The sequence below is a fragment of the Microcystis sp. BLCC-F209 genome, from assembly GCF_041928595.1.
Classification (GTDB): Bacteria; Cyanobacteriota; Cyanobacteriia; order Cyanobacteriales; family Microcystaceae; genus Microcystis.
This window is the reverse complement of record NZ_JBHFLL010000316.1, coordinates 1-14,242: the sequence shown is the minus strand read 5'-3', so window position 1 is coordinate 14,242 and position 14,242 is coordinate 1. Positions and strand designations below refer to the sequence as shown.

At 41.1% G+C, this 14,242-nt stretch carries 14 protein-coding genes; 5 read left to right on the top strand and 9 right to left on the bottom strand.

Features of this window, described 5'->3' with window-relative positions; all coding sequences use genetic code 11:
- The coding region (locus ACE1AQ_RS20980) for an Rpn family recombination-promoting nuclease/putative transposase (protein ID WP_374809155.1) at nt 1-654 on the bottom strand (654 nt) is incomplete at its 3' end.
- A 384-nt stretch (nt 655-1,038) separates the two neighbouring features.
- Nucleotides 1,039-2,466, bottom strand: coding sequence for a glycosyltransferase family 2 protein (locus ACE1AQ_RS20975; protein WP_110544116.1), 1,428 nt, complete (start codon nt 2,464-2,466; stop codon nt 1,039-1,041).
- A gap of 210 nt (nt 2,467-2,676) precedes the next feature.
- Here ACE1AQ_RS20975 and ACE1AQ_RS20970 point away from each other — a divergent pair, with 210 nt between their 5' ends.
- Entirely contained in the window at nt 2,677-3,912 is a 1,236-nt protein-coding gene (locus tag ACE1AQ_RS20970) for a bifunctional sterol desaturase/short chain dehydrogenase (protein WP_008197285.1), read from the top strand.
- A 10-nt stretch (nt 3,913-3,922) separates the two neighbouring features.
- On the opposite strand, the gene ACE1AQ_RS20965 is transcribed toward ACE1AQ_RS20970, so the two are convergent.
- From ACE1AQ_RS20965 to ACE1AQ_RS20955, 3 genes are all read right to left on the bottom strand, one after another.
- Nucleotides 3,923-4,867, bottom strand: coding sequence for an NAD(P)-dependent alcohol dehydrogenase (locus ACE1AQ_RS20965; RefSeq protein ID WP_374809152.1), 945 nt, complete (start codon nt 4,865-4,867; stop codon nt 3,923-3,925).
- A gap of 2 nt (nt 4,868-4,869) precedes the next feature.
- Entirely contained in the window at nt 4,870-5,256 is a 387-nt protein-coding gene (locus ACE1AQ_RS20960; RefSeq protein WP_374809150.1) for a hypothetical protein, read from the bottom strand.
- Nucleotides 5,257-5,341: 85 nt separating this feature from the next.
- The gene (locus ACE1AQ_RS20955) at nt 5,342-6,055 is read right to left on the bottom strand and encodes an acyl carrier protein (protein WP_008197282.1); all 714 of its coding nucleotides are present in this window, start codon (nt 6,053-6,055) and stop codon (nt 5,342-5,344) included.
- A gap of 555 nt (nt 6,056-6,610) precedes the next feature.
- On the opposite strand from ACE1AQ_RS20955, the gene ACE1AQ_RS20950 reads away from it, so the two are divergent.
- Nucleotides 6,611-7,141, top strand: a complete 531-nt coding sequence (locus tag ACE1AQ_RS20950; protein ID WP_110544124.1) for a universal stress protein — start codon at nt 6,611-6,613, stop codon at nt 7,139-7,141.
- On the opposite strand, the gene ACE1AQ_RS20945 is transcribed toward ACE1AQ_RS20950, so the two are convergent.
- Together ACE1AQ_RS20945 and sppA are read right to left on the bottom strand one after the other, a co-directional pair.
- Nucleotides 7,131-9,290, bottom strand: coding sequence for a ComEC/Rec2 family competence protein (locus ACE1AQ_RS20945; RefSeq protein WP_106909435.1), 2,160 nt, complete (start codon nt 9,288-9,290; stop codon nt 7,131-7,133). The genes ACE1AQ_RS20950 and ACE1AQ_RS20945 overlap by 11 nt on opposite strands.
- Nucleotides 9,291-9,346: 56 nt before the next feature.
- A complete protein-coding gene (sppA, locus tag ACE1AQ_RS20940; protein ID WP_008197279.1) occupies nt 9,347-11,158 on the bottom strand; it encodes a signal peptide peptidase SppA in 1,812 nt (603 codons plus the stop codon).
- Nucleotides 11,159-11,430: 272 nt separating this feature from the next.
- Here sppA and ACE1AQ_RS20935 point away from each other — a divergent pair, with 272 nt between their 5' ends.
- Together ACE1AQ_RS20935 and obgE are read left to right on the top strand one after the other, a co-directional pair.
- Nucleotides 11,431-11,652, top strand: coding sequence for a hypothetical protein (locus ACE1AQ_RS20935; protein WP_253257691.1), 222 nt, complete (start codon nt 11,431-11,433; stop codon nt 11,650-11,652).
- A 387-nt stretch (nt 11,653-12,039) separates the two neighbouring features.
- Entirely contained in the window at nt 12,040-13,068 is a 1,029-nt protein-coding gene (obgE, locus tag ACE1AQ_RS20930; protein ID WP_110544129.1) for a GTPase ObgE, read from the top strand.
- A 9-nt stretch (nt 13,069-13,077) separates the two neighbouring features.
- On the opposite strand, the gene ACE1AQ_RS20925 is transcribed toward obgE, so the two are convergent.
- Entirely contained in the window at nt 13,078-13,443 is a 366-nt protein-coding gene (locus ACE1AQ_RS20925) for a KH domain-containing protein (RefSeq protein ID WP_008197276.1), read from the bottom strand.
- Nucleotides 13,436-13,684, bottom strand: coding sequence for a 30S ribosomal protein S16 (gene rpsP, locus ACE1AQ_RS20920; protein ID WP_002780060.1), 249 nt, complete (start codon nt 13,682-13,684; stop codon nt 13,436-13,438). The genes ACE1AQ_RS20925 and rpsP overlap by 8 nt, the downstream gene beginning before the upstream one ends.
- Between rpsP and ACE1AQ_RS20915 the strand changes: the two genes are divergently transcribed.
- Nucleotides 13,683-13,832, top strand: coding sequence for a hypothetical protein (locus tag ACE1AQ_RS20915; protein ID WP_157221709.1), 150 nt, complete (start codon nt 13,683-13,685; stop codon nt 13,830-13,832). The two genes, rpsP and ACE1AQ_RS20915, sit on opposite strands and share 2 nt — an antisense overlap.
- Nucleotides 13,833-14,242: the final 410 nt, after the last annotated feature.

Genomic DNA, 14,242 nt, shown 5'->3' with positions numbered 1-14,242 from the left:
TTCTTGAAATTGTCTCTCTTCCACTGGATTTAGATTGAGATAAGTATCAATAAATCCAGAAATTAATTGCATTTTCGCAGGATTTAACCTTAAAGTGATTAACAAGCGCAGACATTCCGCTTTTACCTTGGCTCGCTCTTTCTCGGCAATGTTCATCTTCGCCATCAAAGCTGAAGCAACCGGATTCGGTTGATTAAGAAAATCTCGCCAATTTAATCGATTTAACTGCACTACTTGATAGTTAAATTCTAATACCTTAAAATCAGGAAAATCGACTACATATTGACTAATCGCTTCTCTTTTTGGCTTTGAATAAGAAAAAATTACAATGGGATAAATCGGTAAGACAAATTTCTCATGAAAGCGAGCAAAATAAGTAAACATTCGCCGATTAAACCCCTGGCGGGAACTTTCCTGCGCCTCCACATGAATCAGAAAAAAAGATTCTTTTCCTCGAAACTTAACTTGTGCGACTAAATCGCTTTCATGTCTTTCTCCTTCCGTGACATCGGTAAATACTTCTTTGTCTAAAAAAGTAATCGAGTCCCTATCTAAATAATCTATCAATTGAGGGAAAAACAACTCGATAAATTCGACAAAAAAGGTGGAGATTAACTCCTTAAATAAGCGATCATGGTCAATATTATTAGTCATGTAATATCATCTTAACTAATCTGAGTGATGAATGACTACTCTTCTGTATTGTATTCTGAAAAGTCGGTTTTGGCAACGGATTGTTATGACCTCACCCCCTTAACCTACGAAAAGAGGGGAATGCTTCCGGCAAAAAACCCCACAGAAAACGGGTTTCTTGAAGAAACCCGTTTTCTCGAGAAAAAAAACTGGAGCGAGCGCTTTTCGCCACCCCAGTGCTGTCACGGAATTCAATTCTGTATCTAAATTAACACATTATTGGCAGCAAGCATGATTAAGGAAATTGGAAATTTTTCCCAAAGGGGTTTCCAAAGGCTGTAACCTTGACTGACAGGGGATTTCGAGCCTGATAAGGCCAAAGTTTTTGGAGTCTATCCTCGAAAATTAAACCTCGGCGCTGAGATGTTCACCCAGATGAACGGTTTTCACCCATTTTAAACGTTTAGGACGCAAAGCCATCCGCAGGCTGACACTGGGAATAATAATAAACCAGTGCATCATATAAATCATGCCGCGAATGGTTTGAGCAAGGATGTCTAAACCGAGAGCGAAAGTGAATTTTCTACCCGTATTGACTCGGATTAATCCTGTCACCATACCCCAGAGAGAAAGGGAAAGAGCCAAACCAGTTAAAGGCGTTAAAATCGGAGCTTGGTGCTGGGTAATTGTGATTAAAAGATCGGGAATAGCGGCCGCAGGTAAGATATATTGAACGAGCAAAAAAGCAATTAAATCAAACTTTTTCGGCCAAGGCATGGGAGACTTTAAAATCGCTTTCCAATAGTCGAGATAACGCTGAAAACCACCTTCGGCCCAGCGATTGCGCTGATGCCATAAAGCGATCGCAGTTGTCACCCCTTCTTCCGCTACTGCGGGAAAATTTAAGACATTAATTTTCCAATTATCGATATGGAGACGAATAGTTAAATCAAGATCGTCGGTGATCGTTTGTTCATTCCAACCCCCGCAACGATTTAAGGCACTACGACGGACAAATTGACCATTTCCGCGCAATTCTCCGATCCCTCCCACCGCGATCCGTTGCTGTTGGAAACAGCTATCAAAGATCATTTCTACCGCTTGTCCCTTTGTCCAGAAGTTTTCGGCGGCATTGGCGATCGCTTTTCGCACCTGTACCGCACCCACTTCTCCATCGTCGAACATCGGGACGACATGACGGAGTAAATCGGAGGATAATCCCGCATCCGCATCGAATACGCCGATAATTTCCCCGTTAGTTAGGGATAAAACCTGATTCAAGGCGCCGGATTTGCCACCTCCGGCATTAGCAGGACGATGGAGAATTTTTAATTGGGGATATTCTAAAGCAAGGCGATCGAGAATCGCACCCGTGTTGTCGGTGCTATAGTCATCGACGATCCAGACTTCTAACTTATCTTGGGGATAGTCTAGATGACAGAGATAATTAACCAGTTTCGTGATTACGGTTTCTTCATTTTTGGCCGCTACTAAGAGAGAAACCCTGGGGACAGAGGCTAAATCCTGATCCAGTAAGGGAATTGGCGGCGTTTCCGGTTTGGTGAACAGCAGCCGCAAAGCTTGCCCCGATAGTACCATAGTTAGGGCGATAATTGCCCAATAACCCCAACTAAGCCAATGAAGTCCGATAATTATTGTCCAGATCGCCATGAGGCTAAAAGCTGCTTTCTGTCTGCGTCCCGATCGGCCTTGAAAAATTTCGCTTCTAAATTCGTCCTCCTCGTCTTCGGGATCGGACCAGTCAGATAGGAGGGAACCAATCGGGTCTAATTCTTCATTATCATCCTCTTGCGACCAATAATTTTCTGCCATAATCGACTCAGGTTAAGTAACTTTTCAAGTAGACGCTTGTTTCTTGCTTTATCTTACCGAAAATTGTTAAAATTTTTAACAGAATCTTAAGTTTTTTCGGCAAAGAAACCCTAGTTTTTCAAGCTATTGGTTTTTTTTCCCCATAAATGCGCTTTTTCGGCTAAGATTGCTTTGTTTACATTCGTTGAGAAAATTTAACATTTATCCCCTATGTCAAACCTGCTCCTCTGTGTCGGACTGATTTGTGGCTCAATTATTTGGGTGGAGATCGTGCGTGATTGCTATCATGCTCTAGCCCACCATTGGCAGCCCCTTTATCGTCTGCACGTCTGGCATCATCGGGTTTTTCGTCCCGATCTGTCGGTAATGAGCGAGGAAATTTATCGTCGGGCCCACTGGTACAATGATGTACCGGAGGCCTTGGTCATGTTGGCTGCCAGTGTTTTACCGGTACTAATGGCCTACTCTTGGGGTTTCGATCGCCCTTGGTTGGGTTGGTTAGGCTCCCTTTATACTTTGGCTTTTCTCAGCACGGCGATCGGTCGAGGTTTAGGTATCGCTAATCTGGAGGAATTAACCGATTTAACCCATCGTCCGGGGCAATTTGAGAGTTTACCGGCTCAATGGCGCGTTAATCGTACTTACCACTGGCGACACCATTTTGATAACCAAAAGGCTTATTATTGTGGAACTTTCACCTTTATGGATAAATTGATGGGGACGGCACTTTCTCTCAAGGGTAAAACGATCGCCATTACTGGAGCGAATGGAACCTTAGGGCGATCGCTGTTAAAGTACCTACAACTGAAGGGAGCCAAGGTGATCGCGCTCACTTCTGGGGAGAATGCGATCGCCATTGAAATTAACGGCGAATCAGTACCTGTAAAAACCGTGAAATGGCAAATCGGCGAAGAAACGCAACTTGAGGACCTATTTAAGTCTGTAGATATACTGATTTTAAATCATGGCGTTAATGTCCACGGCCAAAGAACCCCAGAAGCGATCGAATTAGCCTACCAAGTGAATACTTTTTCCGTCTGGCGTTTAATGGAATTATTCTTCAAAACTGTCCGCACTAACGAGCAAATTGCCCGCAAGGAAGTCTGGGTGAATACCTCGGAAGCGGAGGTTAATCCTGCCTTTAGTCCCCTCTACGAACTCAGTAAACGGGCGATCGGTGATATGATTACCCTGCGTCGTTTAGATGCCCCCTGTGTGGTGAGAAAGCTAATTCTTGGTCCTTTTAAGAGTAATTTAAATCCTGTGGGTATTATGTCCGCCGATTGGGTGGCTAAACAGATTATCAAGGCGGTACAAAGAGATAGCCGCAACATTATTATTACTATTAATCCCTTGACTTTTATCACCTTCCCAATTAAGGAATTCTCTGTTTCTACCTACTTAAAACTATTTACTCGTTCCCCAAAAAATCAGGAAAAACCCTAACTATTTATCCTTAATCGGGGATCAGGACTATTTTTCCGCGCACTCTTTCCGATTCACTATAATTATGAGCTTCTACCACCTGGGAAAAAGTATAGGTGCGATCGATTCTAACAGTTAATTTTCCCGATTCGATCGCTTCTTTGAGAAATTGCCAGTCAGACGCTTGTGCTTGAGCAAAAAATATCACTTTCCCTTTTTGGGGCAACCAAGCACCGAGATAATTTAGGAAGATAATTCCGGGATTTGGGAGGGTGGTTATATAGGTGCCTTGGGGTTTTAAAAGCTGACGACAGTGCCAAAAAGAAGACTTAGCCACAGCATCGAAGATTATATCATATTTCTGCTCAGTTTTTCTCCAATCTTCTTGGGTATAATCGATAACTTTATCGGCTCCTAAAGAGGTGACATAATCGATATTTTTGCTACTACAAACTCCATCTACTTGTGCGGAGAAAATTTTTCCTATCTGCACGGCAAAGCTACCCACTCCTCCCGATGCACCATTAACTAAAATCCGATTTCCTGCTTTAATATTGCCAAAATCGCGCAAGACTTGCAAAGCGGTAGAAGCAGCCAAAGGAGTGGCGGCAGCTTCAATAAAACTCTGATTAGGCGGTTTTTTAACTAATAGGGAAGCGGGAATAATTGCATATTCAGCATAGGTTCTACCCGGTAATTGATTGAGAAAACCAAAAACCTCATCTCCGATCTGGAATTGTTCCACCTGACTACCTTTTTCAACGATAATTCCCCCATAATCAAAACCTAATTGCAGGGGAAATTTATTACCTGTGGCTATTTTGAGCATTCCCCGACGAATCTTCCAATCAATCGGATTAATTCCCGCTGCCATAATCTTAATTAAGACTTCTTTCCCTTGGGGAATTGGCTTTTCTATGTCTGTGTATTGGAGAACATTACTATCGCCATAGCGATTAATGATAATAGCTTTCATAATTAAGAAAAAAGTTGATAAAATAGCAAAGGAGCAAAGGTAATGACCAAGAGAACAAAAATCCAAACTCGTCCCGCTAAAAGATTATAATCTTGACCTAATCTTGCCCAAGATTGACCGGCGATAAAATGGCCGAATAGAAACTCAAAACCCACTGTTAATACTAACCAAATTAAACCGATAGTAATTGCTTGACCGGACGATTCTAGACCCAAAAAATAGACAAGAGTGCCAATATAAAGACAAAAAAAGAGGATTCCTGTCAGGGTAGAAATTTGATGAGCGCGTAGTTCATCGAGATATTTTCCGTAGGTGGTTTCTCGGAGGATACCGTTACTAATTCCTATTACGATCATCGGGAGCCATGCGACAATGTAGCGACTAATCATAAGTTGTTGGTTTAGAACTCGCTCTAATTGGATTATAGCTATATTTGGCTGATAACTTGAGATATTTTCGTAAAAATTAAGATTGTTACTTGCCTAAATTTTCAGCAAGATAATCAACTAGCTTTTTCACTGTTGTAAATTCTTGGCATTTTTCGTCTGAAAGTTCTAGATCGAATTCTTCTTCTAAAGTCATGATTAATTCAAGTGTATCAAGTTCATCTCCTCCCCAATTTGATAATAAGTCAGACCAACTATTCCGGACAAAAGAACTACAAGAACTATAAGAACGATAAGAACTATAACTACCGACGTTTTCCTTAGATTTTAAATAAAATAGTTCATCATCAATAGGTATCTCAGACTTTTCCACATCTAATTGATCACTAATTATCTCTTGAACTTTGATAAAAATTGCCAGTTTTCGTTCATTGTCTTGTGACGTTATTTTCTCGGTATCATCATTGTTTTTATCGTTAATAACAGCATTAGCTTTTTGTGATGCTATTTTAATAGCTTTCTCTTCATTGATTCTCCTTGATTCCAATAGACTGGATTGACTGAAAAATAACTGATATCTCATAACTTCAATTCTAGAATTAATTAAGTTTCGTATTATATGAAATTCTACTTTATGACCACTTTCCTTGTAAATTCTTGTGGCTAAATCCCAAACAATCTGATCGCGGTTTGCTTCTAGCTGATTTAATTTTTCTTCACTCAGAGATACCATATCATCTAAATACTGATTGATCATCATTGCCAGAATTTGCATCTCATAATTTTTGCTATCTTCATTCATTTGATTAGATCCTCTGCTGCAAAAAATCTCAAGCATATTGTATCTTAAGATAAATACTTTTCTAAAAAATTTAGCTTATCAACACCGATCAAGCAATTTATTGGTTAAAACTATAAGTAGGGAGGCACAATTATTTGTAGGATGGGTTAGCGGTAGCGTAACCCATCGGGGCGTTAGGTTTCATGCTTCAACCCAACCTACGTTCATCTTATATTTAATTCCACCCACCTACTTAAATAGGGCGTTTCTCATAAAGATGAAGTATAAACCGATCGGGTATCGTCTCGGAGTCTCCCCAAAACGAAAACCTCATACCTCACCATTAAGATAACTGCCATAAGTGAGGACAGGGGTGACAGTGGGGTAAATTGTTAATTTTTTTGGGGATTTAGCTACATTATCCGAAAAATGTCACACTAGAGGTAGGGGATCATCAGCGATCGATCATCAGCTTTCAGCAATTTTTGGCTATTTCCCCAGGGTATTGCTGGCAGCCGGTGGGAAAAAAGATTAACTTCAACCCTGACTTTATCTGCTATCGAGGAGGTTAATTCGATGAATAATACGGAAACACTCTCAGTCGATCGGGATACCAACAAACTCTATAATAAAATTCTCGTGGCTGTGGATTATCAAGATGTCACTCCAGAGGTATTGAATACGGCTATTCTCTTAGCGAAAACCTACGCTAGTGAGTTGCGGATTGTTTATAGTCTGTCCAAACCTTTGACTCCCTACACGGAAACTTTTATTTATGGTAATCTGATCGGTTATGGTGGTGGTTATCCCTCCGATATGATCGCCTTAGAACAACAAATCACCGAAGAAATGCAGGCGGAATTACAAGCTTGGTTAAACGGTTTAGTCGATCGAGCTAAGGAAGATAATATCACAGCCCGGGCTGATTATTACATCGGTGATCCGGGACAGAAGATTTGTCAAGTTGCCCAGCAAGAGGGGGTAGATTTAATTATTGTGGGTCGTCACGGTCGATCGGGCTTATCTGAGTTAATCTTAGGTAGTGTCAGTAATTATGTGGTACATCATGCTCCCTGTTCAGTTTTGGTGGTACACATCACTCGTTAATTAGAAAGGGTTGAAATCCATTTTTTTCTGTCCATTGAATTGCTCCATCTCTTCCTGTCCAGTAAGTCTTAATCCCGGCCTTTCTCAGTTGATTTCTGACATTACGGGAGAGATTGTTAGTGATAGCGATCGCTGTTTGTGGTCGAATGGACTCTAACCATTGTTTATCTAGATTGCTTCCCTGCCATAATAACACTAGGGGGCTAAATTCTTGGGATAAATTAACGGGATTTTTCGGGTTGATAATCCAGAGCCAAGATTGATTTTTTACCTGAAATTTAAATAAATTTTTCTCGATCAATTGTCCAGTAATTTCGCCGAGATTAAATTTTTCTAACTGGGATAAATTAATAGTTTTTTGGATCGGTATGTCCTCAGTAATAGTTGAGAATTGCGCCGAATTATTAACGGTTATTGCCCCTTGTATTTGATTAATTCCCTCCTGTCGCAAAAAGGGCAAAACTGTATAACGGGCCGTTGCGGGTTCCTCTCCATTAATTAAGAGAGTATTTCCTCGATTTTGAATAATGATTACCGGTTGCGATTTGGTGGCTAAAACTGTCACCTGAGTTAAAGTTAAATGCTGATAAATAATCGGGATTAAAATTACAGCGAGAATAAATAAACCGATTAAATGCCACCGTTGACGAAACCAGATATTAAAGCAGATTAAGGTAAGGCAAATATAAATAATTAACATCACTCCTAAAGATAATTTACCTGTGGAGTAGGTACTAAAAGGAAGCAGACTAAAAAAGGTGGTAATTTGCAGTAATAACTCTAGAGGGTAATAGAGAATACTAGCGCCGATACTGCCCAAAGGGGGATAAATTAAGCCTAAAAAAGCAGTAAAAACTCCTCCTAAACTAATTAGGGTAACTAGGGGGGTTGTGATAATATTAATCGGGATATTATAAAGAGCGATCGAGTTAAATGTAAACATTAATAAAGGCATAGTCCAGAGACTAGCAGCTAGACTAATAGCTATAGGTTCAGTGATTAAATTAGGTAAATAGTCAATTTTATTTTTCAGTAAAGGAACGGTAATAATTAATCCCAAAGTCGCTAAAAAACTTAACTGAAATCCTAAATCCCAAATCCAGAGAGGTTGCCATAATAATAGAATGTTAGCCGCTAGTAACAGGGAACCTAAACTATTAACTTGTCGATTATAAAGCAGACCGATTAATGCCCCAATTCCCATCAAAATCGCTCGCAGGACTGAAGGTTGTAACCCGGTTAAAGTGCCGTAAATTATTAAGACAGTAAGGGCAATAATAAACTGTTGTTTGGGGGATAAATTGCGAGTAATAGTTAAAACAAATCCCAACAAAATAGCCACATGAAAGCCAGAAGCTGCTAAAATGTGAGCTAATCCAGTTTTAATAAATAAATCGGTGATTTTTGCTGGCAAATTAACCGCTTGTCGTCCGAGGGTAATCGAACTTAATAAAGTCCCTTTTTCTTGGCCTAGTCCTTGAATTTGTGCCTCAACAATGCGCTGACGAATCTGCCAAACTCCCCAATTTGGTGACTTTTTGTCGATAATTATTTCCCCTTTTAAACCAGCAAAAGCACCCCGATGCGCTAGATAATTAGCAAAGTCAAAAGCATTGGGATTATTGGCACGACGGGGACGATAAAGTAATCCTTTAACTGTTATTTCTTGTCCGGAATAAACCTGATTTTCTGCTAGATTTGGGAGAGTAACGTAGAGTTTACCTTCGGATTTTTCTGTGGGTAAATTCCTAAGGCTAAATTCCTTTACTTCTAACCAAAATTGTAAATTCTCTCGGCGATTGAGACGAACTTCTGAGCTAATACTCCCCGTGATTTTAATAGAGTTAACTACATTATTTTTTAAAAGATGACTGATATCGTTTGCGGTGGGGTAAGGAGTGCGAATTTCCAGATAAACAACGGCAAATATAGCTATTAATCCCGCTATCAGCCAAATTTTTTTCGGGGGACTTTGCCACCAAAAACGACGGATAAAAATTGTGGTTAACAGGGTAATTAAACCAAGAATAACAATCCTAATTACCACTTCTTGCCATCGGTTTAACTGGGGACTAAAATCTAGCAGACCTGTAGATAATAATCCCAGAATATAGGCTAAACCAAGAATAACGCTATTAGGGCGATTCATAGAAATTTTTGTCGTCAAAGAATTTCAGAATTAGGGAACATTATTTTTACATAATATCAGCGAAAATCGAGATTAAAAAGTAACTTAGCATAAACACTATGGGGATCGTTAAATGTAGGTAACTTCAATAATTCCTGCTGAAAATTTTGCCATTCCTGCGTCAAAGGGTGATTATTTTTAGTGAGAGGAGGAAGATAGGTTTGCAATAAATCAGAAAAAAGTTCTTCTTGCCAACTTTGCGATCGAGGATATTCTTTAAGACTCCAATCATCCCCTAATTTAGCTGTTTTGGCTGCATATTGTACTGCCGCTTCTAGACCACCAATTTGATCAACTAAACCAATTTTAACCGCATCTTTTCCCGTCCAGACGCGACCTTGGGCCACAGTTCTAACCTTGTCTGGGGATAATTTTCGCCCCCGGGCCACCGTCTCGATAAATAAATCATAGAACCGATTAACTGCCGCTTGATAAATTTCTAATTCCTGGGAATTTTTCGGTCTGGTAATAGTAGATATATCGGCCAATTTTCCAGTTTTCACCGTATCCCAATCGATGCCATTATTATTAGCAATTTTCTGAATATTTAACAATAATCCAAACACACCGATCGAACCAGTAATTGTATCACTATCGGCAAAAATTCTTTGACCCCCCATGGCGATCCAATAACCCCCGGAAGCTGCCACATCACCCATAGAAATAATTACTGGTTTTTTCGCATCTAAACGCTTAATTTCCCGCAGAATCACCTCAGAAGCAGTGGCACTTCCCCCCGGACTATTAATTCTCAAAACTACCGCTTTTACCTCTTCTTTCTCCTGTAATTTTCGCAGTTCCTTCGCCAATTTATCCCCACCAATTTCGCCTCTATCTCCCTGACCTTCTACGATTGTCCCTTCTGCATAAACTATCGCTATTTGATTGCTACTATCTTCCTCCTCATCAAGAGAACTAGCATAATTAGCTAAAGAAATCTGCGAAAAAGAGTCAGAATTTACCTCCTCATTAGTTTTATTTTTTGCTTCTCCTGTTAACTCCTTTGCTAAAACAATTACTCGATCTAAATAGGCCACTTCATCGACAAAACCCGCCGTTTTCGCTGTGGTGGCTTCCAGAACACCTTGAGTATCAGAAATAGTTTGCAGCTGTTGGGGGGTTAAATTGCGACTTTTGGCCACTGTGGAACTATAATTAGACCAAATTGTATCGAGTAGGGTTTGCAGCTGCTGACGATTCTGGACACTTAAATCCTGACGCGTATAGGGTTCCACCGCACCTTTAAAAGAACCCACTTTTACCACTTGTACCCCCACACCATATTTTTCTAGTGCATCGGCAAAAAAGGTTTGTTGACTACTTAAACCATTAATTTCCATTCTCCCCACGGGGTTAATAATCACCTTTTCAGCAACGGAAGCGAGATAATATTCCTTTTCCGTCCATTCCACATCGTAGGCGATAATTTTTTTACCTGATTGGCGAAAATTTGCCAAAGCTTGCCGCACTTCCGTCAGGGTAGCATAGCCATATTCACCGACAGTGCCGCGGCCGTAGAGTAACAGACCGACAATATTATCATCAAGGGTGGCCTTTTCGATCGCCGCTATTACCTGTCGTAAATTTAAAGTGGTCGCACTCTCACCGGTCAAACTATCGGCTAAACTGGAACTAGGGGGAGCATCGCTGATATTGGTGGCTAAGTTAAAAACTAAGACCGATTTTTCCTTAACTGAGGAGCTATCGCTAGACATAAGGGAAGAAAGCAGTAAAAATGCTAATCCCCCCACACCTAAGACCGAAAATGCCAATAATCCCAATAAAGTTCCCAAGCAACTAGCGAAAGTTTGTTTAAAAAACTGGCCCATCGGTTTTCATCTGCTACTAATTATCCTGTTTCCTATTGTAGGGATTCCCCGCCCAGAAACAAGTTTTTTATTTACGAACAAATGTACTTAAAGTCTTGGGGATAGTGACTGGAGTTGTGAGATGTCAAGGGATCGGCTAAGATTGTGATAGACAATTTCCAGTCAAAGAGATGAATCAATTAAATTGAAGATAGATTCTGTCTTTGATCCCCCCTTCCCCCCTTGATAAGGGGGGTGTCTGGCAATTTTTAACACCTACCTACTTAAAAGAGATGAATCAATTAAAACCGAAACTCGTCAATTATCCAGATTGGGAGCGAAAAGAACAAATTAAACGAAATCGTTCGGCTTTGGCTATCTTAGAACAAAGACGACAAAAACGGTCACAAATAACCGATGAGCAAGACCAAGAAATTTCCCAGTGTTTGCTCAATTTTCAGACCGCGATTGATAATGCTCGTCCTTTAGGTTTAAAGCTTTATAGCCTTGGCTAGAAACTCTAAAGATTGGCAAACAAACGGCTGATAATTACAATATTGATGTGGATATTATTAAGTAGCTGGACACAATTAATTAGACATATCTAACTACCTCTTGCATGAGTGCCTTTTGCCTATCCTAACTAAGAAGTTAATTTTGTCCTATTACTTATTCTTGCTCATTGGCAGTTATAAAAAAACAATATCGGCTCTCTTATTCTTTGTGTGATAAGTTTAACTTATATGGTAGCGATCTTTGTGTCCTTTGTGTCTCTGTGGTTCCTTCCACACTACTACTAATGTCAAACATTTTCAGGGATTTGCAGAAGCTTTAAATTGGCAAGATATTAACATATAACAGCTTTAAGCTTGATCATTTTTTCACTTTAACTACTTAATCTTATGCAGTTTATTGATCGCGCCGAAATAGAAGTAGAGGGGGGTAAGGGAGGTGATGGAATTGTCGCTTTCCGTCGGGAAAAATACGTCCCCGCTGGCGGTCCGGCCGGAGGTAATGGGGGAAAAGGTGGTTCGGTGATTTTTGTGGCGACTCAGAACCTGCAAACCCTGCTAGATTTCCAGTATAGTCGCTATTTTAAGGCCGATGACGGTAAACGGGGCGGCCCTAACAACTGCACCGGAGCCAACGGTAGCGATCGCATTATTAAAGTTCCCCGTGGTACCGTGGTTTACGATCTCGATAGCGAGGAAATTATCGGCGATTTGGTCACTCCCGAACAGACTTTAATCGTGGCTGCCGGGGGAAAAGGGGGATTAGGCAACCGCCACTTTTTAAGTAATAATAATCGCGCACCCGAATACGCTTTACCCGGTTTAGACGGAGAAAAACGCCATTTACGCCTAGAATTGAAGTTATTAGCGGAAGTGGGCATTATCGGGCTGCCCAATGCGGGAAAATCCACCCTAATCTCGGCCGTTTCCTCTGCTCGTCCCAAAATCGCCGATTATCCCTTTACGACTCTCATTCCTAACTTGGGAGTGGTACGCAAACCCACGGGAGATGGGACGGTATTCGCCGATATTCCTGGATTAATCGAGGGAGCGCACCTAGGAATCGGCTTAGGACACGAATTTTTGCGCCACATCGAACGTACACGCCTGTTAATTCATCTTGTCTCTTTGACATCAGAGGACCCGATCGCCGATTATCAAATTATCCAAGGGGAATTAGCCGCCTATGGTCGAGGCTTAGAAAAGCGCTCGCAAATACTGGTTTTCAACAAAATTGATGCTGTGGACGAGGAAACGATAGATAACTATCAAAAGCAGTTTGCTAAAATAACCAATGCCGAGATTTTGACTATTTCCGCCGTAACAGGAGCCGGATTAACCACTCTACTCGCCAAAGTTTGGCAGCAATTAGAGCAACTGGAGAGGGTCGAGGTTGAAACCCCTTCCCTGTTTTCCTAAAATCGCTCGTTAGTTGTTGAGCTGCCGGGGTGCAGGTGGTCGGCGATTGCTCGGCCTTCTTTCCGTACCTTCAAAGTTACCATTAGAACGACGGGTGCGGCGCTGTTCGCCTTCATTTTCGGCCGCATAGACTTCTAGATAAACAGAGCGACCCGCACTCGCGGCCGCCATTTCTAGGGTAGTTCTAATCGCCTGTAAATTGCGTCCTCCCCGGCCGTAAACTTTGCCTTTATCGACATCATCGAAGGCTACACGCACCCAAAGACGTTCATTTTCCTTACAGCGCTCGATATCCAATCTCAGACTGGCTGGATCTTCCAAAAACGGCTCGATCATAAATTTCACCAGTTCGAGATAATTGGGGGTACTAGGCATTGATTTTCTCGAAAATTTTCTGTTTGGTGAGAATGCCGCGCACGGTGTCCGTCGGTTGCGCTCCTTGTTGTAAGCGTCGGATGATTCCTTCTTCATCCAGACGCACTTCATCGGTGCGAGGATTGTAAAATCCTAACTCCTCTAGGGGACGACCATCGCGACGACTGGTGCTAACGGCCGCAACGATACGATAACTGGCTTCGCGTTTTTTACCAAAGCGTTTTAGACGTAATTTGATCATGGTTACTCAAAAATTCTCCTTTCCGATTCTAACTCATCCCAGCGGTATTTCCACAAGTGGCGATCGAGGGAACGGTCGGCAGCCATTGGCTATTATTGAAAATAACGCCTATATCTTAATGGTGAGGTACAAAGTTGAAGTGTGTTAAGTAGGGAGGCACAATTATTTGTAGGATGGGTTAGCGGTAGCGTAACATAATCGGGCGTTGAGTTTCATGCTTCAACCCAACCTACGTTCATCCTAGATTTAATTCCACCCACCCACTTAGTTTTGGCTAACACACCCGAAATTAAGATTAAATTAAACCTCTTGCATAATTAATTTTTTGAGGGTTCAAAAACGTCAAAAATAAGGATTAAATCGCACAACATCTGTAAATATAGCGTTTCCTAAGCTAGTGAGGTACACATATTTTTCGGCTCTTCTAGGTTCTGTGTGATCAGTTTAACTTACAATATGATCGATCAATCTTTGTGTCCTTTGTGTCTTTGTGGTTCGTTCCACTCACTCGCCAGCAGTACTGTATCCTAGAATACATTTTACCCACCAAACCTGGGA